The following is a 19,372-nucleotide window of genomic DNA, read 5'->3' on the forward strand; positions in this document are numbered from 1 at the left end:
AGGCCGACGCAGCGATGCGGCGTCTGAGCGGTCCGGAGCGCCAGCGAACGGGGGCGCGCGTTTGTTCGCGCTGCGCGGGCCTGAAGCCCTCACCACCGGCGGCCGCGCAATCCGGTGGGGGCGGGCGCTTTCCGCTAAAATGCCGGCTTTCCTTTTGTCGTTGCCTTCCGTCCATGCATCTGTCCCTGCTGAAAGCCAAGATCCACCGCGCCACCGTCACCCATTCCGAGCTCAACTACGAAGGCTCGATCGCCATCGACGGCCTGCTGCTGGAAGCGACCGGCATCCGCGAATTCGAACAGGTCCATATCTGGGACGTCACCAACGGTGCGCGTTTCAGCACCTATGCCATCCGCGCAGAAGAGGGCAGCGGCATCATGTCGCTCAACGGCGGCGCAGCGCGTCACGTGCAGGTGGGCGATCTGATCATCGTGGCGGCGTTCGCCAGCATGAGCGAAGACGAAGCCAAGACCTTCAAGCCCAATCTGGTATATGTGAACGCGCACAACGCGATCTCCCACACCAACCACAGCATCCCCACGCAGGCCGCATGACACAGACCAACGGATTCGACGCGCTTCACGCCCACGCCCAGCGCCTGCGCGGCGCTGCCATCCCCGCATTGCTTGCCGCCGAGCCGCAGCGGCCCACGCAGTACGCCAGGCAAGTCGGTCCGTTGTATTTCAACTTCGCGCGGCAGAAGTACGACCGCGCCGCGCTCGATGCCTTGTTCGCCATCGCGCGCGAGCGAGATCTGGCCGGCGCGTTCCAGCGCCTGTTCCGTGGCGAGCAGGTCAATGTCACCGAACAACGCGCGGCCTTGCATACCGCATTGCGCGGCGATTTGACCGACGCGCCCGTGGCATCGGAGGCCTACGCCACCGCTGCAGAAGTGCGCCAACGCATGGGTGCGTTGATCCAGCAGCTGGAAGCGACCGAGGTCACCGACATCGTCAGTGTCGGCATCGGTGGCTCGGACCTGGGTCCGCGGCTGGTGGCCGATGCACTGCGTCCGGTGAGTGGGGCGCGGTTCCGCGTGCACTTCGTCTCCAACGTCGACGGTGCGGCGATGCAGCGCACGCTGGCCACGCTGGATCCGGCACGCACCGCCGGCATCCTGATCTCCAAGACCTTCGGCACCCAGGAAACCCTGCTCAACGGCAGCATCCTGCATGCCTGGCTCGGTGGCAGCGAGCGGCTGTACGCAGTCAGCGCCAACCCCGAGCGCGCCGCCAAGGCCTTCGATATCGCACCGGGCCGCGTGCTGCCGATGTGGGATTGGGTGGGCGGGCGCTACTCGCTGTGGTCGGCAGTGGGTTTCCCGATTGCATTGGCCATTGGTTTCGAACGTTTCGAACAACTGCTGGAAGGCGCCGCGCAGTTCGATGCACATGTGCTCAACACGCCGCTGGAAGAAAACGTCGCGGTGTTGCACGGCCTGACCGCAGTGTGGAACCGCAACCTGCTCGGTAGCGCCACGCACGCGGTGATGACCTACGACCAGCGCCTGGCGCTGCTGCCGGCGTACCTGCAGCAGCTGGTGATGGAGAGCCTGGGCAAGCGCGTCAAGCTCGACGGCTCGGCGGTGGACAGCGATACCGTGTCGGTGTGGTGGGGCGGCGCGGGCACCGATGTACAGCACAGCTTCTTCCAGGCGCTGCATCAGGGCACCAGCGTGGTGCCGGCCGATTTCATCGGCACCGTGCACAACGACGACCCGTACGCGGAAAACCATGTCGCGCTGATGGCCAACGTGCTGGCGCAGACCGAGGCGCTGGCCAACGGCCAGGACAGCAGCGACCCGCACCGCAGCTACCCGGGCGGCCGCCCGAGCACGGTGATCCTGCTTGATGCGCTCACCCCGCAGGCACTGGGCGGGCTGATCTCGATGTACGAGCACAGCGTCTACGTGCAATCGGTGATGTGGGGCATCAATGCGTTCGACCAGTTCGGCGTGGAACTGGGCAAGCAGCTGGCCAGCCAGTTGCTGCCGGCGCTGAAGGGCGAAGCGGCCGATGTGGCCGACCCGGTGACACGCGAGCTGCTGAGCAAGTTGCGCGGCTGAGCAGTTGCGCATCGTACAGATAGAGAACGGGGCCTGCGGGCCCCGTCTTGTTTTGGACGACATGGCCGACTGCGCTGAGGTCAAAATGGACAAATTTCCTAAATTGGGGATTTGAGAGTAGGCTGATCGCCGTCACTCCGTCCGGACTGCCCCCATGTCGCGCTTCCAGGATCTGCCCGATCTCGAAAAATCCCCCGCTGCCGACATCAAGGTAAAAGGTTGGCCCAGCCTGATGCGCAAGGTGCGCTCGCATGGGGCGGTGGTGATCACCAACCACAATCATCCCGAAGCGGTGGTGGTGGATGCCGAGGCGTATCGGCGCCTGGTCAATCAGGCGAGTGCGGCGGCCGCAACCTCGGCGCGCGCGCAGTCGCTGCAGGCTTTGCAGGCGAAGTTCGACGCGCATCTTGCCGCAGCGACCGAGGGTGCGGGCGTGGCCAGGGCGATCGCCACGCCGGCACGCCGCGGCCGCAAGGTCGCCTTGGGCCCGTCGCTGTAAGCGATGGGCAATCTTCTGGTGCTGGCTGGCGTCAATGGCGCAGGCAAGAGTTCGTTACTGGGTCGTTTTCTGCAAGAGGACGGTGCCACCTGGTTCAACCCGGACGCCTTCACCAGGGACTTGGTGGAGCAGGGCTGGGCGCCTGCGGAAGCGAACGCGCAGGCCTGGCAGGAAGGCGTACGGCGGCTGCGCCAGGCCATGGCCGATAACAGCGATTTCGCCTTCGAAACCACGCTGGGCGCGACGACCATTCCGCGCCTGCTGCGCGAAGCCTGCGCCCAGCACACGGTGGCGGTCTGGTTCTGCGGGTTGGCGACGGTGGAGCTGCACATCGAGCGCGTGGCGGCGCGGGTTGCGGCTGGCGGACATGCCATTCCCGAACACAAGATCCGCGAGCGTTACGATGCCTCGCGCGCCAACCTGATCGCGTTGCTGCCCGATCTGGCCGTGCTGCATGTCTACGACAACAGCGCACCGGCCGATGCCGCGGGTCAGGCATCGCCCATGCTGGTACTGGAACTGGACCGCAGCGGCCTGCAATACCCGCAGACGCCGGACGAATTGGCACAGGTACCCGATTGGGCCAAGCCCATCGTGATGACGGCGCTGGAGTTACGGCAGTGCTGAGCGGCGCACTCAGGCACGTGCGTCAGATCCGTCTCACCGACGTAGCCAGAGACCCATCGACCGTACCCGTAGGAGCGCACCGGCGCGCGACAGGCCACATCGGCAACGCTCCTCGTGCCCGTGCGCGCTCCTACCGGTCTGCGACAGCAGCGGGAATGCCCCGCTGCACGTGTCGGCTGTCGCGTCATGCAGCGCCGCAACTGGAAACGGCAGCGCTTACGCCTTGCTCAACTGCACGGCCATCGGGTCGCCGGTGAGATAACCCACCGCTCCACCGAAGCGGTCCTTGTAGTTGGCGCGGACCAACGGATCCAGCGTGGCCTTGACGGTGTCGTGCAGCGGGCTTTCCCAGTCGCCGGGATGCTGGAAGTTGCTCATCACGTAGGTCCAGCCGTGGATCTCGTCGACGGCATGCAGGCCGGTCGATTCGGCGCCGGCCGGCACCGACAGCACGCGCGTCAACGTGCCGCTGTCCACGTTGTAGGCCCACAGGAAATTGTTGACATGCAGGCTGCTGTCTTCGCCGATGAACAAGGTGCGCAGCGATTCGGAGAACTTGAGATTGTCCGGGTTGGCAATCCGTTCGGGGTCGGCCAGGTTGCCTAGTGCGTCGGCCTTGGCCAGGTTGTGGCCGGTGAGGGCAGCCGGGGCGGCCATGTCGATCGGCACCCAATCGCTGTGGATCGGGGCGCCCTGGCTGTCGCGCTGGCCGCCACGCAGGTTCAAGGCGTACACCGCGCCAGCTTCCGGACCCTGCACTTTCACATCGCCCGAGCCGTTGAGCATGCTGGTGACGATGTAGGACATCGCCATGTAGGCGACCTTGTCGCGTGCGTTGACGGTGGTGCCTTCGAGCTTGGTGAAGCCCAGGCTGCCGCCGGCCAGCGCGGCATAGCGATGGGTTTCCAGATACGTGGCAGCCTTCTCCATGCCGGGTTTGATGCGGATCCAGTTGAAGGTGCCGTTGAACGGAATCTTGGTGAACGAGGCATCGCCCGGGTCGCTCAGGTGCACGTCGAGGATGTCGGCGGCGGTAAGGCGGTCGGCCATGGCCTGGATCTCGGCACTGGTGGCGTGGCCGAGCTTGATCCAGCGCAGCGTGGCCGCGCCCGGGCCGATGCCCGAGGTCTGGTGCCACTTGCCGACATACAACGTGCCGGCGGAGAGATCGGCCTTGCGGTCGGCGATGAACATGAAGAGCCCGCCGTTGGTCGCGTCGTCGCCCATCAGCACGGTGCGCTGGTCGGGCATCACCTGCACCAGCTCGTGCGAGATGCGGCCCAGGCAGTAGTGCTTGCGCACGCTGCCGGTGCCGTCCGGGTGCACGGTGATTTCTGGCAGATGGCCGTAGTGGTACGGATTGGCTTTATTCGGGTCGCCGTACAGATGCGTGCTGTAGCTGCGGAACTGGGTGTTGCCGGCCAATGCCGTGGCATCGGGCTCGTATTCTTCGCTGGACAGGTGGGTATTCCACGGCGACAGGCTGGCGCCGCAGGTGGTCCACAGCCCATGGACCGGTGCGGTGTCGACGTTGTGGTACTTCACCAGCGACAGCTTGCCGGTGGCCGGGTCCTGATCCAGCGTCAACACGGCGATCGGCGCAGGCAGGTGACGGTTGGTGTCGTTGCCGGCCTGGTCGCGGGTGGTGTATTCGAACTGCACCACTGCGAACACGTGGTTGCCCTTGACGCCTGGCACCTTGGCATTGGGCAGGGTCAGTAGCGAGGAGCCGTCCGGGCAATCGGAAAAGAACGGACGTTCGGCACCGGGTTTGGAGCGGTCGATGATCGGGCGATGCTGGATGTCGTAGTACCCGCCAGCCAGCACGGTGCCGCCGTTGCCGTCCGGCACCTGATCGCCGGTGATGAAGAACGGGTGGTAGGCCAGTGCGTAGCGCTGCGTGCTGCCGTCGCTGCGGGTCACGCTGAGTGCCGAACCGACCGTGGTGGTGGCCATTGCCGCCGGGTCGGCCAGGCTCGGCGCCGGCATGCCGTGGAAGGTGGCCGAGACCAGGCGGGTCGGGTTCTCCGATGGCCGCAACGGGCGCGCCGCCCACGCCGCACCGCCAAGCTGTTGCAGGGCGGCAGCGCTGGCGTTGCCGAGCGGCAACAGGGGAACTGCCGCCAGCAATTGCATCAGGCGACGACGGGAGGGGTCGGGGGAGGGGGACATCGAAACTCCAGGCAAAGGCGACGATCGACGATGGCAATGGCGCATCGGCAAGCCGGTCACGCTAGGCCGCTGGTATGACACTTGTTTGACAGCAGGCTCACCCGTTGGCCTGGGTTCGAACGTGTCGTGGCAAGCGAGCGCTGCCAGGTTCCCTTGACACGCCGATGCTGCGCATTGGTCAGACCGGCGGGTGGTGCGATGCAGCAAAGTGCATCTGCTCGCGCTGTCAGACGCGGCAGCGGATTGGGTGGTTTTGCGCGGTTTCACAGGTGCTGCCGGTATTCCAATGCTATAGCCGCGGCCAATAAGTTGCCCGGTATTCGGCATACGGGCAGCTGTGGTTGACAGGGTAGGGGAATCACGCAAGCGTACGCCGCCTAATGGCCTGCGGCGCAACGCATCGCCGTGGGAGAACCACCCTGGAGAAACGAATCTTGGACAAGCTGCTCCGTCGTACCGCCGCGCCCGTCGCGCGTCGCGCCCTCTGCCTGGCCACCGCTGCGGCGGTGCTGATGCTGGCCGCCTGCCAAGGCAAGGACACTGCTGCCGAAGCGAGCAAGGCCGCCCCGGCCGCCGCACCTGCCGAGGCGTCGACCGCCATCCATCCGGACCAGTGGCCGTCGCCGAAGTGGCCGTTCCCGCAGGACGCGGCGCTGGAGCAGCGCATCACCGATGTGATGGCCAAGATGAGCGTGGAAGAGAAGGTCGCCCAGACCATCCAGGGCGATATCGCCAGCATGACCCCGGATGACGTGCGCAAGTACCGCATCGGCTCGGTGCTGGCCGGCGGCAATTCCGATCCGGGCGGCAAGTACAACGCCAGCCCGGCCGAATGGTTGAAGCTGGCCGACGCGTTCTATGAAGCGTCGATGGACACTTCCAAGGGCGGCAACGCGATTCCGATCATCTTCGGCATCGATGCGGTGCACGGCCAGAGCAACATCGTCGGCGCCACGCTGTTCCCGCACAACATCGGCCTGGGCGCCACGCGCAACCCGGACCTGATCAAGAAGATCGGCGAAGTCACCGCTGCCGAAACCCGCGTCACCGGCATGGAGTGGACCTTCGCGCCCACCGTGGCCGTGCCGCAGGACGACCGCTGGGGCCGCACCTACGAAGGCTATTCCGAATCGCCGGACGTGGTGGCCAGCTTTGCCGGCAAGATGGTCGAAGGCGTGCAGGGCGTGCCGGGCACGCCGCAGTTCCTGGACGGCAGCCACGTGATTTCCTCGGTGAAGCATTTCGTCGGCGATGGCGGCACCACCGACGGCAAGGACCAGGGCGACACCAAGGTGTCCGAAGCCACCATGCGCGATATCCACGCTGCCGGTTATCCGCCTGCGATTGCCGCTGGCGCACAGAGCGTGATGGCCTCGTTCAACAGCTTCAACGGCGAAAAGATGCACGGCAACAAGGTCATGCTGACCGACGTGCTCAAGGGCCGGATGAATTTCGGCGGTTTCGTGGTCGGCGACTGGAATGGCCACGGCCAGGTCAAGGGCTGCACCAACCAGAACTGCCCGGCCTCGTTCATTGCCGGTGTCGACATGGCGATGGCCGCCGACAGCTGGAAGGGTATCTACGAAACCGAACTGGCGGCGGTGAAGTCCGGCCAGATTTCGGCCGAGCGTCTGGACGATGCCGTGCGCCGCATCCTGCGTGTGAAGATGCGCCTGGGCCTGTTCGAGGCCGGCAAGCCGTCCAAGCGCCCACTCGGTGGCAAGTACGAATTGCTCGGCGCACCCGAACACCGTGCGATCGCCCGCCAGGCGGTACGTGAGTCGCTGGTGCTGCTGAAGAACCAGGCCGGCATCCTGCCGCTGAATCCGACCAAGCGCGTGCTGGTGGTGGGCGATGGCGCCAACGACATGGGCAAGCAGTCCGGCGGCTGGACCCTGAACTGGCAGGGCACCGGCACCAAGCGCAGCGACTACCCCAACGGCACCACCATCTGGGAAGGCCTGGACAAGCAGATCAAGGCCGCCGGCGGCAGCGCCGAGTTGGCCGTGGACGGCGCCTACAAGACCAAGCCGGACGTGGCCGTGGTGGTGTTCGGCGAAAACCCGTACGCCGAATTCCAGGGCGATATCGCCACCTTGCTGTACAAGCCGGGCGACGAAAGCGAACTGGCCCTGATCAAGAAGCTCAAGGCCGACGGCATCCCGGTGGTGGCGGTGTTCCTGAGCGGGCGTCCGCTGTGGATGAACCAGTACATCAACGCCTCCGACGCGTTCGTCGCTGCCTGGTTGCCGGGTTCCGAAGGCGAGGGCATTGCCGACGTGCTGCTGCGCAAGGCCGATGGCTCGGTGCAGAACGACTTCAAGGGCAAGCTCAGCTTCTCCTGGCCCAAGACCGCGGTGCAGTTCGCCAACAACGTCGGCCAGAAGGACTACGACCCGCAGTTCAAGTTCGGCTTTGGCCTGACCTATGCCGACAAGGGCGACCTGGCGGCGTTGCCGGAAGAGTCGGGCGTGTCCGGAGAGCAGTCGGTAGGCGGGATGTACTTCGTGCGCGGCAAGCCGGCACTGGGTATCGCGATGCAGCTGTCCAACGCCGGCCAGGCCAACATGCCGGCAACCACGCTGCCGGTGGGCCTGTCCGATGGCAGCCTGAAGATGAGCGCAGTCGATCACAAGGCGCAGGAAGATGCGCGCCGTCTGGTGTGGTCCGGCAGCACCGCCTCCAGCGTGTTGCTGGTGTCCGCCAAGCCGGTGGACGTCTCGCGTGAGAGCAACGGCGATGTGCAGTTGCAGCTGACCCTGCGCCGCGACAGCGCCGTGACCGCGTCGGTGTGGCTGGGCGTGGGCTGTGGCGACAAGTGCGGTGGTCGCGTGGATGTGCGCAAGACCCTGGCCGCGCTGCCGCAAGGCCAGTGGAAAGTCGTCGGCGTGCCGCTCAAGTGCTTTGCAGTGGCCGGTGCCGACGTGAGCAAGCTGACCCAGGTCGCCAGCATCGAAAGCGCCGCCGCGCTGGACCTGTCGGTGTCCAAGGTGGCGCTGGGTGCGCTCAACGAAGCCGAAGTTACCGTCGACTGCCCGGTCAAGTAAGCAGCATTCCCGCAGGCGTAGGCGCGCCTGCGGGAGATCGGATGAAACAGGCGCGTCGCCAGTGCTGGCGGCGCGGTATAGCGGCCACCCTGATCGGTGGTGTCATCAGCCGCCGCGGGACGCGCGCGTCGATTGGCCGGGATGGCCTGCAGCTGCGGTTCGCCGCGCTGCCGTGACGCACGCCGTGCGTTGCGGCGGCATTCTGCAGGCCTGTCTGGCGTTCGATGCACATCCCAGAGCCAGACAGGAGAGTGCAGTGGGTTTGGCGACGTTGGATATCGTGATCGTGCTGGTCTACCTGACCGGCATCTTCGTGCTTGCGCAGTGGGTCTCGCGCGAGAAGGCAGGCCACAGCAAGAGCGCCGAGGATTACTTCCTGGCCAGCAAGTCGCTGCCGTGGTGGGCGATCGGCGCCTCGCTGATTGCGGCGAACATTTCGGCCGAACAGATCATCGGCATGGCCGGTTCCGGCTATGCGATCGGCCTGGCGATCGCCTCCTACGAATGGATGGCGGCGCTGACGCTGCTGATCGTCGGCAAGTTCTTCCTGCCGATCTTCCTGCGCAATGGCATCTACACCATGCCGCAGTTTCTGGAGCAGCGTTACGGCAAGTGGATCCGCACGCTGATGGCGGTGTTCTGGCTGCTGCTGTACGTGTTCGTCAATCTCACCTCGATCCTGTGGCTGGGATCGATCGCGGTCAGCCAGGTCACCGGTATGGACCAGACCCTGGCGCTGGCACTGATCGGCGTGTTTGCGCTGGTCTACCAGCTCTACGGCGGGCTGAAGGCGGTGGCGCTGACCGACATCGTGCAGGTCACCCTGCTGGTGCTGGGCGGGCTGCTGGTGGCCGGGTTGACCCTGGCGCGGATCGGCGACGGTGCCGGCGTGCTGGCCGGCTTCCAGCACCTGTGGAGCGCGCACCCGGAGCACTTCCACATGATCCTGACCAAGGACAACCCGTTCTACAAGGATCTGCCGGGCCTGAGCGTGCTGCTTGGCGGGCTGTGGGTGATGAACATCAGTTACTGGGGTTTCAACCAGTACATCATCCAGCGCGCGCTGGCGGCCAAGAACATCGGCGAGGCGCAGAAGGGCATGGTGTTTGCCGCGTTCCTGAAGCTGCTGATGCCGTTGGTGATCGTGGTGCCGGGCATTGCCGCGGTGGTGCTGGCGCCTGATCTGGCCAAGCCCGATCAGGCCTACCCGACCATGATGCAGCTGTTGCCGACCGGCATCCTGGGCCTGGTGTTTGCCGCGTTGGTTGCGGCGATCGTGGCCTCGCTGGCCTCGAAGATCAATTCGGTGGCGACGATCTTCACCCTGGATTTCTACGCCAAGTTCCGCCCGCAGACCGGGCAGAAACAGCTGGTGCGCGTAGGCCGTATCGTGGCCGCGCTGTCGGTGCTGATCGGCATCCTCACCGCGCGGCCGTTGCTGGGCAACTTCGATCAGGGCTTCCAGTTCATCCAGGAATTCACCGGCTTCTTCACTCCCGGCGTGGTGGTGATCTTCATGCTCGGCCTGTTCTGGAAGCGCGCCAACGAAGCCGGCGCACTCACCGCGGCGATCGGCTCGGTGGTGTTGTCGTTCGCGCTCAAGTTCGCCTGGCCCGAACTGCCGTTCATGGACCGCATCGGCGTGGTGTTCGTGGCCGCGCTGGTGTTGGCGGCGGTGGTGTCGTTGCTGACGCCGGCCACCCAGGCACGCGATCTGATCCGTACCAACGACGTTGCCTACGGCACCACGCTGAGCTTCAAGATCGGCGCGGCGGGCGTGATCGCGATTCTGATCGTGCTGTACACCGTGTTCTGGTAAGCAGTGATGTCTTGAAACGCGGCGCGGCACCTCGGTGTCGCGCCGCGCTGCGTTGACAGCCTGCCGTTTCGGCGGCGCGAGCCCTCGTCAAGCGCGTTTGGATGGCCCGCGGCAGCCACTGCGCATTCGTGGCAGATGCCACTCAAGTACCGCCTGCGCCGCCGAGTGGTGGACGCGGTTGGTGTGCTGGCTGCGCTTAGACGCGTGCCGCGGCCAAGCTGGCGGCAAGCAGGTTGACCGGCGCGGCATGTTGCTCGTGCCACGGCGTTTCCAGCCAGGTTTCCAGCGCGGCGGCCGGCATCGGTTTGGCGATCCAGTAGCCCTGGCCTTCGTCGCAGCCCCAGGCGCGCAATTGCGCGTACGCTTCCGCCGATTCGATGCCTTCGGCCACCACGCGCTGGCCCAGACTGTGGCCAAGCTGGATCATCGCCGGCACCAGGGTGCGGTCGGTGCGGCTGTCCGGCAGCGAACGGATGAAGGATTGATCGATCTTCAACGAACTGGCCGGCAGCTGCTTGAGATAGCTGAAATTGCTGTAGCCGGTGCCGAAGTCGTCGATGGCGATATGCACGCCCAGCGCTGCAATGGCGGCCAGTTGTTCGGCCAGGTGGTCGGGGTGGCGAATCATCGCGCTTTCGGTGAATTCGATTTCCAGCCGGCGCGGGTCCAGCTTGTGACGATCCAGGCCGCGCCGCAGCAGGCCGGCAAAGCCGGGGCGATCCAGATCGGCGGCCGACACGTTCAAGGCCAGGTTGAAGTCCAGGCCTTGCTGCTGCCAGCGCGCTGCCTGCGCGATGCCGTTGTCGATGACCCAGGCGGTAATGCGGTTGATCAGCGCGGTTTTCTCGGCCATCGGAATGAAATCCGACGGCACCACCGGGCCGATCATCGGGTGCTGCCAGCGCAGCAAGGCTTCCACGCCGACGCAGCGGTGGTCGTGCAGATCCACGCGCGGTTGAAAATGCAGGCGCAGCTGGCTGGCGCTGTCCAGGGCCGCGGGCAGGGCGGCGAGCAGGCGGAAGGTATTGCGCTGGGCAACATCGTGCTTGCGCTCGTACAGGCTCCACGGCAGGCAGCGCTCGCGCGCAATATCCACCGAGGTGGTCAGCGAGCGGATGGTATCGGCGGCGCCGTAGCTGGACTGCAGCGAGACCGCGCCGATCGAAGCCACCGCGGTGTGCGGGATGCCCTGATGTTCCAAGGGCTCGGTGAACGCCTTGGCGACCTTGGTGCATAGCGTGGCCAGACGCTGGCCTTCCGCCTGCGCCAGGAAGCCGAAGGTCGTCGGGTCCAACCGATACAACAGGGTGCCGCCGGGCAGATAGGCGGCAAGGCGACGCTGTGCCAGGGCGACGTAGCCGTCTGCGTATTCCCAGCCCAGCGCCTTAACCATATCGCGGAAATAATCGCTGCCGCAGACATCGATGGCCACCGCCGTGGTGGCCGGTGCAGTGTCGCGTTGCGACAGCCAGGTATCCAGGTCTTCGCTAAAGCGCGCGCGGTTGGGCAGCCCGGTCGGACCATCGCGGTAGGTGGTACTGCGCAGGTTTTCCACGCGCAGCACGGCCAGGTCGCGCAGGCCTTCCAGTTGCGTGATCGCTGCTGCATCCAGCCCGGGGCGCGGGCTGGTGCCGATCACGCACAAGGTGCCGATGCTATGGCCATCGCGCAGCTTCAGCGGTGCGCCGGCATAGAAGCGAATGAACGGCGGCCCCAGCACCAGCGGGTTGTCGCAAAAGCGCGGATCCAGCCGCGCATCCGGCACCACCATCACTTCGTCCGAGCGGATCGCATGCGCGCAGAACGCCTGACTCCGCGGCGTTTCGCGCGCTTCCAGGCCAATGCGTGCCTTGAACCACTGGCGGTGCTCGTCCACCAGCGATACCAACGCAATTTCCGCGTCCAGGCTGCGCGCGGCCATGGCGGCCACGGTGTCGAACACCGGGTCTGGCGGCGAATCCAGCAGGCACAGGCCGCGCAGCACCTCGAGCCGGGTGGACTCGTCGAGCGTGGGCGGAAGAAGAGACGCGACAGAGGCAGGCAGGGAAGGCATGCGCTCGTATCGGCCTGAAGCGTGATCCCTTGATTGGCGTTGATTGGCGCCGTTCAGTTGCAGCACGCGGTCCAGGCCGCATCGGGACGCTTGAACAGTGCCGTGTCCGCGCCAGACGCGCGTCGCACGCGACTTCCAAGGCCATCTGCGCGGCGCTGTCGCAGGCCGTGCGCCGTCTGCCGGGGCTGGAATGCGTGCCAACACCCACGCGCAAGGCGCATGTGTGGTCCGGTGGCAGCGCCTAAATATCCCGCGCGCGCTGCCGATCACCTTTTGACCGCAGCGGTGCCGACGCAACGCAACCATCTGCATCGCGCATGCGACCAATGCTCTTTCGCCGATGTCTGCTTTTGTGATGTGCATTTGCCTTATGCGTGTCACGAATTGACACAGTCTTCACTCGCGCTGTGAGTTTCGCCATCGCGGCTCTTGTCATTTCTATTTTGGAATCATCGTGAATTCATTGCTGTCTTTTGCACAACGCACGCTCCTCGTCGTCGCCGGTCTGGCGCTGTCGTCTGCCGCCCATGCAGGGCTTACGGTGTCCGGGACGCAGTTGCGCGAGTCCAATGGCAACGCATTGGTGCTGCGCGGCGTCAACCTTCCGCATGCCTGGTATGCGGGCCGCACCGATGCGGCTTTGGCAGCCATCGCGGCCACCGGCGCCAACAGCGTGCGCGTCGTGCTCAGTTCCGGCTACCGCTGGACGCGCACACCGGAGGCCGATGTGGTCCGCATCATCGCGCGCTGCAAGAGCCTGGGCTTGATCGCCGTGCTGGAGGTCCACGACACCACCGGCTACGGCGAAGACACCGCCGCTGCGAATCTGGTCAATGCGACCAATTACTGGGTCGGCATCCGCAAGGCGCTGATCGGCAACGAAGACCATGTGGTCATCAATATCGCCAACGAACCGTTCGGCAACAGCCTGACTGCCAGCGAATGGGTCAACGGCCATGCCACCGCCATCGCCACCTTGCGCAAGAATGGATTGACCCACGCCTTGATGGTGGATGCGCCCAACTGGGGCCAGGACTGGCAGTTCTACATGCGCGACAACGCCGCTGTGCTGCTGGCCCGCGACAGCCGCCGCAACCTGATGTTCAGCGTGCACATGTACGAAGTGTTCGGCAGCGATGCCACGATCAACAATTACTTGCGCGCCTTCAACGATAAAAAGCTGGCGCTGGTGATCGGCGAATTCGGTGGCGACCATCGCGGTGCGCATGTGGACGAAGCGGCGATCATGCGCCGCGCGCGCGACTACAACGTTGGCTACATGGGCTGGTCATGGTCGGGCAACGACAGCAGCACGAAGTCGCTGGATATCGCGATCGGCTGGAATGCGGCACAACTGAGCACCTGGGGGCGCAACTTGATCCTGGGCGCCGACGGCATCACAGCAACCTCGCGTCGGGCAAGCGTGTTCGGCCCGTTGTGAGATGAAGTCCTGCAGTCGGCCGCGGTAGTTTTTCGGCACGCACAAGGGCACTGCAACGCGGTCTGCGCGCCGCTACAGGGCCGGCGCACGGGCGCGGAACGCGCTTGCAGGTGCGGCCTTGTCAGCCCCCCACCCAGCGTCCATGCCGCGTGGGGTTCGGCGACAGGGCGGGACGGCTAGCGTAACGGCCCGGGGCTCGGGCGCTTGGTCAGCTTGCGCTGCAGCGAGCGGCGATGCATGCCCAGCAGCCGCGCGGCCGCCGACACGTTGCCGCCGGTTTCGTGCAGCGCCTGCTGGATGTGCTCCCACTGCAAGCGGCTGAGCGGCGTCATCATTTCCTGCGCGCTTTCTTCTTCGTCCGGCTCTGGCAACTCGTCATCCTCTTCGCCCAGCGCCCGCATGATGGTGGGAATATTGGCCGGCTTGGGCAGGTAGTCATCGGCGCCGAGTTTGATCGCCTCCACCGCCGTGGCGATGCTGGCGTACCCGGTGACCAGCAGGATGCGCATGTCGGTGCGGATCTCGCGCAGCGGCTGGATCAGGCTCAAGCCGGAATCGTGGCCGAGCTTGAGATCGATCAATGCAAAATCCGGCATCGCGCTGCGTGCCGTGGACAACGCGCTGGCTGCATCGGTGGCGGTGAGCGTTTCCACGCCGCGGCGTGCAAGGCTGCGTTGCAGCGTGCGCAGGTACAAGGTGTCGTCGTCGACCAGCAGACCGGTACGGATCGGGGGACTTGTCATGCGAGTGCCTCGTGGTCGGAGAGGGGCAGACGGAAACCGACGCGCGCGCCGCTGCCTTCGGCGGGCAGCATCCACAACTCGCCCTGCAGGCGTTCGACAGTGGCATGCGAGAGCGCCAACCCCACGCCCATGCCGTCGTGCTTGCCGCTATTGAACAGCGTGCCCGGCAGCATCGCTTGCGCGGTGTCGAAGCCGGGTCCGTAGTCGCGTACTTCGCCGCTGAGATGGTCGTGTTCCACCCGCAGCGTCAGATCGATCTGCGGGCGCCCGACACGTTCGCCGGCATCGGCGGCGTTGTTGAGCAACACCATCAGCAGGTGGCTGACGCCGGGCTGCAGCATCAGGCGCATGGGCGCGTCCTCGTTGCGGCGCAGTTCGATGGTGGGGCGCACCAGGCGCCATTGTTCCAGCACTTCTTTCACGGCCACCTCGCGGCTCAGATGGCCGTTGTCGGCAGGTGCCGCCAAGGCCAGGACGCGTTCGTGGCACTGCACCAGCAGCTCGCGCAAGGTATCCAGGTCTTCGCGCAATTCGCCTTGCTCGCACTGGTCGGCGATGTCGTCCACCAGCAGGGTCATGGTGGCCAGCGGCGTGTTTAATTCGTGCGCCACCGACGCTGCGTGCGTGGCCAGCGCCACGATGCCTTCGTTGCGCGCAAAGCGCTCACGCAAGGTAGAGATCTCGCGTTCGCGCTCGCGCATGGAAAAAGCCAGCCGTGTCGCGAACGCCAGCACCACCACGGTGGACAGCAGGAAGTTGGCCGCCATGCCCCACATGTGCAGGCTGAGCGGGTCGAAGCCGCCATAAGGCAGCGGCAGCCCGAACGCTGCGCTGATCACATAGCCGGCCACGCACGATGCCGCCACCGCCATCGCCCAGCTCAGCGGCAGCGCCAATGCGGCCAGCGCAATCAGCACCAGGAACAACGAACCGAACGGGTTGGCGATGCCACCGCTCCAGCCCACCATCCAGGTCAGGACCGTCACGTCGACCAGGATGTGGCCGAACTCGGTGGCCGGGCTCACCGCGCCGCGGTGCGCCACACGCAGCTGCGCATACAGGTTGAAGACCGCCAACGCGGCTACGCCGGCCCATAGGGGTTGCTGCGGCAGGTTCAGGCCCATCAGCCCGGTGGCGACCAGGATGGTGGCGGCCTGGCCGGCGGTGGCCAGCCAGCGCAGGCTGCAGAGGGTCCGCAGGAAGGAAGCGTCGGAGCTGTTCATCACGGCAATGCTATGCGCTTGGGAAGATGGTGGCCTGCGACAAACCGTCGCATCGGCCTGGAGCGTGTGATGCACGTTGAGATGAGATGCGTTGGCCGCCCGCTGCGTTCCGCTGGCGGCCAACCCTCCGGGAAGCGTCCTGTGGCGCGCCGATACCGCGTTGCGCGCCTTGCCCAGGCGTCCATCCTGGGCCGCAGCGCACGCCCTGTCTCGACGCGCCACCGGACGCTTCGCACTCACCTCAAGGTACATCACACGCTCTAGAGATCGGTGCGCCTCTCGCTTCAGCTGTGAGCGCACGGCGGACAGGCTAAAATAGCGCGATGCATGACGCCGTGACCCGCCCAACCCCTCCCGCCGACGCCACCGCCTGGCCGCGTCGCATCACCCAGGCCGTCAAGATCGGCAGCGTGACCGTGGGCGGGGGCCATCCGGTCGTCGTCCAGTCGATGACCAACACCGACACCGCCGACATCGCCGGCAGCGTCAAGCAGGTCGCCGATCTGTGGCGCGCCGGCTCGGAAATGGTGCGCCTGACCGTCAACAATGCCGAGTCCGCTGCCGCCATTCCGCGCATCGTCGACAAGCTGCGCATGATGGGCATCGAAGTGCCCTTGATCGGCGACTTCCATTACAACGGCCATCAACTGCTCGCTGCCGAGCCGGCCTGTGCCGAGGCGCTGGCCAAGTACCGCATCAATCCGGGCAATGTCGGGTTCGGCAAGAAGAAGGATCTGCAGTTCGGTCAGTTGATCGAGTTCGCCATCAAGTACGGCAAGCCGGTGCGCATTGGCGCCAACTGGGGCTCGCTGGACCAGTCGCTGGCAGCGCAGCTGATGGACGAAAATTCGCAACGCGACGCCCCGTGGGATGCCGGCCGGGTGCTGCGCGAGGCGCTGATCCGCTCGGCGGTGGATTCGGCCGAGCGTGCGGTGGAGCTGGGCCTGCCGCGCGAGCGCATCATCCTGTCGGCCAAGGTGTCCGGCGTACAGGAGCTGATCGCGGTGTACCGCGACATGGCCAGCCGCTGCGATTTCGCGCTGCATCTTGGCCTGACCGAGGCCGGTATCGGCAGCAAGGGCATCGTGGCCTCGGCGGCGGCACTGAGCGTGCTGCTGCAGGAAGGCATCGGCGACACCATCCGCATCTCGCTGACGCCCGAGCCTGGGCAGTCGCGCACCCAGGAAGTGGTGGTGGCGCAGGAACTGCTGCAGACCACCGGCCAGCGTGCGTTTACCCCGATGGTCACCGCCTGCCCGGGGTGCGGCCGCACCACCTCCGAGTTCTTCCAGGAGCTGGCCGGCGTGGTGCAGAACCATGTGCGCGCCAAGATGCCGGAATGGAAGATCACCAACCCCGGCGCGGAAAACATGACCCTGGCGGTGATGGGCTGCGTGGTCAACGGGCCGGGCGAATCGCGCCACGCCAATATCGGGATTTCGCTGCCGGGCACGGGCGAGGCACCGTCGGCACCGGTGTTCATCGATGGCGAAAAGAGCGTCACCTTGCGCGGCGAAAACATCGCCTACGAATTCATTGAATTGATCGATCAATACGTCGAACGTACCTATGTCCGCCGCGCCGGCTGAATCGCCGGCCGGGTTCAAGGGATGGTTGCGTAGCAATGCGTGGCGCATGGCGTTGCTGTTTGCCGGGGTGCTGCTGCCGCTCGGGCTGTTCGTGGACCTGGCCGATGAGGTCCACGCGCTGGAAAATGTCTACTTCGACGAGCCGCTGCTGTGGAGCATGCGCAGCATCGCCACGCCCGGCCTGGATGCGTTCTTTGGTGCGATCTCCAAGGCGGGCTACCAGTACGGCGTGATTCCGGCCGATATCGCCATCGTGCTGGTGTTGCTGGTCTTGCAGCGCCGGCGCGAGGGCACGTTTGCCGCGCTGGGATTCGGCGGCTCGGCGCTGTTGAACATGGGCGCCAAGCAGTTTTTCCAGCGCGACCGCCCCAGCTTGTGGGAATCGATCGCGCCGGAGAGCACGTTCAGTTTTCCCAGCGGCCACGCGATGGGCTCGATGACATTGGCAGCGGTGGTCATCGCGCTGGCCTGGAACACGCGCTGGCGCTGGCCGGTGACCATTGTCGCCAGCGTGTTCGCGCTGCTGGTGGGCATCTCGCGCATCTACCTGGGCGTGCATTACCCGTCCGACATCCTGGGCGGCTGGTCGGCCGCGCTGGTATGGGTGGTCGGGCTGTATCTGGTGATGTTCCGCGGCGCGCGGCGGCCGCATTGGCGCACGCCGGCTGGAGCGGTGGCGGAGCAGCCCGGGCGCGTGCCGTTTGCCGATTAACCGCGGCCGATCCGCTCCCGTTGCGATAACCGGGCGCCAACCATGGCGCCGATGGAAGCCAGCAAGATGACGTAGTACGCCGGCCCCATCGGGTGCTGCTTGAGCAGCATCACCACCAGCAGCGGAGTCAGGCCGCCGAATACGGCATAGCCCAGGTTGTAGGCGAACGACACGCCGGACAGCCGAACCACCGGTGGAAACGCCTCGACCATCACGCGCGGAATTGCACCCAGCACGCCCAGCGCAGCGCCGAGCAGGGCATAGAGCGGAAACAGCAGGCGCGGGTCGCCCGCAAAGCGGTAGAACAGCCATGCGCTGATACCCAGAAGCACGCTGCCGGCCAGCAGCACACGCCCGTTGCCCCAACGGTCCGAGAGTGCCCCGGCCACCACCGAGCCGATCGCCTGCAGCAGCACTGCCAGAAGATTGGCCTGCAATGCCACCGGTGCCGGATAGCCGTACGCACTCTGCAGCAGCGTGGGCGTCATCAGCGACACCACCAGCACTGCGGCGGCGATCACCCAGGTCAGCCAGAGCGACATAGCCAGACTGCGCGGGTGATCGCGCAGCACCACCTTCAGTGGCGTCTCGCGCGCCAACGCGCGCATGGCGACCAGTTCGGCGAACACCGGCGTTTCATGCAGCCAGCGCCGCAGGTACACCGACAGCAGGCCGAAGATGCCGCCGGCCAAAAACGGCAGGCGCCAGGCGTACTCGGCGATTTCCTCCGCAGAAAACGCACGATTCAGTGCGCCGGCACTCAGCGAACCAAGCAGCACGCCGGCAGCCAGGCCAGCGGTCAAGGTGCCGCAGGCCAGCCCTGTGCGCCGCGCGGGGACGTGTTCTGCCACGAACACCCACGCACTGGGCACTTCGCCACCGATGGCTGCGCCCTGCAGCAGGCGCATCGTCAACAGCAGCAGCGGCGCGGCCAGGCCGATCTGCGCGTAGGTCGGCAGCACGCCGATGGCCAGTGTGGGCAGCGCCATCAATCCGATGCTCAGCGCGAACATGCGCTTGCGACCAAGCAGATCGCCAAAATGCGCCATCACAATGCCGCCCAACGGCCGGATCAGGTAGCCGGCCGCAAAGATGCCGAATGTCTGCAGTTGCCGCGTCCACTCCGGAATGCCGGGCGGAAAGAACAGCTCGCCCAGCACCTTCGCGAAAAAAATGAAGATGATGAAGTCGTAGAACTCCAGCGCGCCGCCCAGCGCGGACAAGCCCAGGGTTTTGTAATCGCTGCGGGTGAGCTGCGTCGGTGGGGCATGGGTGGTCATGCAGTCGCATCCTGTCGCGGGTGGCGCGCATTGCCATTGAAGCCTGCTGATGCGCCGAGCAGGCAATGCTAGCTGCCGGGCGGGGCCGTCGCTACGCCGTTT

15 protein-coding genes are annotated in these 19,372 nt (G+C 65.8%); 10 read left to right on the forward strand and 5 right to left on the reverse strand.

The features are described from left to right. Nucleotides 1-173 precede the first annotated feature (173 nt). The 4 genes from panD (at nucleotide 174) to J7396_RS20835 (ending at nucleotide 3,191) form a co-directional block, all read left to right on the forward strand. Nucleotides 174-554 carry an aspartate 1-decarboxylase gene (gene panD, locus J7396_RS20820; protein ID WP_008571260.1) on the forward strand — a complete coding sequence of 127 codons (381 nt, stop codon included), beginning with the start codon at nucleotides 174-176 and terminating at the stop codon, nucleotides 552-554. After that, on the forward strand, nucleotides 551-2,065 hold the full coding sequence (gene pgi, locus J7396_RS20825) for a glucose-6-phosphate isomerase (protein ID WP_031422349.1): 1,515 nt from the start codon (nucleotides 551-553) through the stop codon (nucleotides 2,063-2,065). Before panD ends, pgi begins: the two co-directional genes overlap by 4 nt. A gap of 154 nt (nucleotides 2,066-2,219) precedes the next feature. Continuing rightward, nucleotides 2,220-2,564, forward strand: a complete 345-nt coding sequence (locus J7396_RS20830) for a type II toxin-antitoxin system prevent-host-death family antitoxin (protein WP_008571258.1) — start codon at nucleotides 2,220-2,222, stop codon at nucleotides 2,562-2,564. Nucleotides 2,565-2,567: 3 nt separating this feature from the next. Next, nucleotides 2,568-3,191 carry an AAA family ATPase gene (locus J7396_RS20835; protein WP_008571257.1) on the forward strand — a complete coding sequence of 208 codons (624 nt, stop codon included), beginning with the start codon at nucleotides 2,568-2,570 and terminating at the stop codon, nucleotides 3,189-3,191. Between the two features lie 216 nt (nucleotides 3,192-3,407). Here the strand turns inward: J7396_RS20835 and J7396_RS20840 are convergent, their stop codons facing one another. Then, the gene (locus J7396_RS20840; protein WP_033478420.1) at nucleotides 3,408-5,363 is read right to left on the reverse strand and encodes an alkaline phosphatase PhoX; all 1,956 of its coding nucleotides are present in this window, start codon (nucleotides 5,361-5,363) and stop codon (nucleotides 3,408-3,410) included. 434 nt (nucleotides 5,364-5,797) lie between these two features. On the opposite strand from J7396_RS20840, the gene J7396_RS20845 reads away from it, so the two are divergent. The 3 genes from J7396_RS20845 to J7396_RS20850 all read left to right on the forward strand — a co-directional run bounded on the left by J7396_RS20845 (nucleotide 5,798) and on the right by J7396_RS20850 (nucleotide 10,229). Beyond that, nucleotides 5,798-8,410 carry an exo 1,3/1,4-beta-D-glucan glucohydrolase gene (locus J7396_RS20845; RefSeq protein WP_031422353.1) on the forward strand — a complete coding sequence of 871 codons (2,613 nt, stop codon included), beginning with the start codon at nucleotides 5,798-5,800 and terminating at the stop codon, nucleotides 8,408-8,410. 41 nt (nucleotides 8,411-8,451) lie between these two features. Beyond that, complete coding sequence (locus tag J7396_RS22755; protein ID WP_008571254.1) at nucleotides 8,452-8,586, forward strand: hypothetical protein; 135 nt, start codon at nucleotides 8,452-8,454, stop codon at nucleotides 8,584-8,586. Nucleotides 8,587-8,666: 80 nt separating this feature from the next. Further along, the gene (locus J7396_RS20850; RefSeq protein ID WP_209262038.1) at nucleotides 8,667-10,229 is read left to right on the forward strand and encodes a sodium/sugar symporter; all 1,563 of its coding nucleotides are present in this window, start codon (nucleotides 8,667-8,669) and stop codon (nucleotides 10,227-10,229) included. Nucleotides 10,230-10,425: 196 nt separating this feature from the next. On the opposite strand, the gene J7396_RS20855 is transcribed toward J7396_RS20850, so the two are convergent. After that, nucleotides 10,426-12,282 (reverse strand): EAL domain-containing protein, encoded by a 1,857-nt coding sequence (locus J7396_RS20855; protein WP_057681965.1) that lies wholly within the window; start codon nucleotides 12,280-12,282, stop codon nucleotides 10,426-10,428. A 454-nt stretch (nucleotides 12,283-12,736) separates the two neighbouring features. Here J7396_RS20855 and J7396_RS20860 point away from each other — a divergent pair, with 454 nt between their 5' ends. Then, a complete protein-coding gene (locus J7396_RS20860) occupies nucleotides 12,737-13,723 on the forward strand; it encodes a cellulase family glycosylhydrolase (protein ID WP_029819244.1) in 987 nt (328 codons plus the stop codon). Nucleotides 13,724-13,899: 176 nt separating this feature from the next. Here the strand turns inward: J7396_RS20860 and J7396_RS20865 are convergent, their stop codons facing one another. Together J7396_RS20865 and J7396_RS20870 are read right to left on the reverse strand one after the other, a co-directional pair. Next, nucleotides 13,900-14,466, reverse strand: a complete 567-nt coding sequence (locus tag J7396_RS20865; protein ID WP_011347151.1) for a response regulator transcription factor — start codon at nucleotides 14,464-14,466, stop codon at nucleotides 13,900-13,902. Further along, nucleotides 14,463-15,689 (reverse strand): ATP-binding protein, encoded by a 1,227-nt coding sequence (locus tag J7396_RS20870; RefSeq protein ID WP_008571249.1) that lies wholly within the window; start codon nucleotides 15,687-15,689, stop codon nucleotides 14,463-14,465. Before J7396_RS20870 ends, J7396_RS20865 begins: the two co-directional genes overlap by 4 nt. Nucleotides 15,690-16,012: 323 nt before the next feature. On the opposite strand from J7396_RS20870, the gene ispG reads away from it, so the two are divergent. Then, complete coding sequence (gene ispG, locus J7396_RS20875; RefSeq protein WP_209262039.1) at nucleotides 16,013-17,278, forward strand: flavodoxin-dependent (E)-4-hydroxy-3-methylbut-2-enyl-diphosphate synthase; 1,266 nt, start codon at nucleotides 16,013-16,015, stop codon at nucleotides 17,276-17,278. Next, nucleotides 17,259-17,990, forward strand: coding sequence for a phosphatase PAP2 family protein (locus J7396_RS20880; RefSeq protein ID WP_209262040.1), 732 nt, complete (start codon nucleotides 17,259-17,261; stop codon nucleotides 17,988-17,990). Before ispG ends, J7396_RS20880 begins: the two co-directional genes overlap by 20 nt. Here the strand turns inward: J7396_RS20880 and J7396_RS20885 are convergent. Beyond that, nucleotides 17,987-19,270, reverse strand: coding sequence for an MFS transporter (locus tag J7396_RS20885; protein WP_209262041.1), 1,284 nt, complete (start codon nucleotides 19,268-19,270; stop codon nucleotides 17,987-17,989). The genes J7396_RS20880 and J7396_RS20885 overlap by 4 nt on opposite strands. Between the last annotated feature and the right edge of the window lie 102 nt (nucleotides 19,271-19,372).

The organism is Xanthomonas sp. A1809 (assembly GCF_017746015.1).
Lineage (GTDB): Bacteria > Pseudomonadota > Gammaproteobacteria > Xanthomonadales > Xanthomonadaceae > Xanthomonas > Xanthomonas euvesicatoria.

Bases quoted from the DNA above. Each gene is read 5' to 3' on its own strand.
- panD (WP_008571260.1), top strand. From the start codon at position 174: ATGCATCTGTCCCTGCTGAAAGCCAAGATCCACCGCGCCACCGTCACC.
- pgi (WP_031422349.1), top strand. From the start codon at position 551: ATGACACAGACCAACGGATTCGACGCGCTTCACGCCCACGCCCAGCGC.
- J7396_RS20830 (WP_008571258.1), top strand. From the start codon at position 2,220: ATGTCGCGCTTCCAGGATCTGCCCGATCTCGAAAAATCCCCCGCTGCC.
- J7396_RS20835 (WP_008571257.1), top strand. From the start codon at position 2,568: ATGGGCAATCTTCTGGTGCTGGCTGGCGTCAATGGCGCAGGCAAGAGT.
- J7396_RS20840 (WP_033478420.1), bottom strand. From the start codon at position 5,363: ATGTCCCCCTCCCCCGACCCCTCCCGTCGTCGCCTGATGCAATTGCTG.
- J7396_RS22755 (WP_008571254.1), top strand. From the start codon at position 8,452: ATGAAACAGGCGCGTCGCCAGTGCTGGCGGCGCGGTATAGCGGCCACC.
- J7396_RS20855 (WP_057681965.1), bottom strand. From the start codon at position 12,282: ATGCCTTCCCTGCCTGCCTCTGTCGCGTCTCTTCTTCCGCCCACGCTC.
- J7396_RS20865 (WP_011347151.1), bottom strand. From the start codon at position 14,466: ATGACAAGTCCCCCGATCCGTACCGGTCTGCTGGTCGACGACGACACC.
- J7396_RS20870 (WP_008571249.1), bottom strand. From the start codon at position 15,689: ATGAACAGCTCCGACGCTTCCTTCCTGCGGACCCTCTGCAGCCTGCGC.
- ispG (WP_209262039.1), top strand. From the start codon at position 16,013: ATGCATGACGCCGTGACCCGCCCAACCCCTCCCGCCGACGCCACCGCC.
- J7396_RS20880 (WP_209262040.1), top strand. From the start codon at position 17,259: ATGTCCGCCGCGCCGGCTGAATCGCCGGCCGGGTTCAAGGGATGGTTG.
- J7396_RS20885 (WP_209262041.1), bottom strand. From the start codon at position 19,270: ATGACCACCCATGCCCCACCGACGCAGCTCACCCGCAGCGATTACAAA.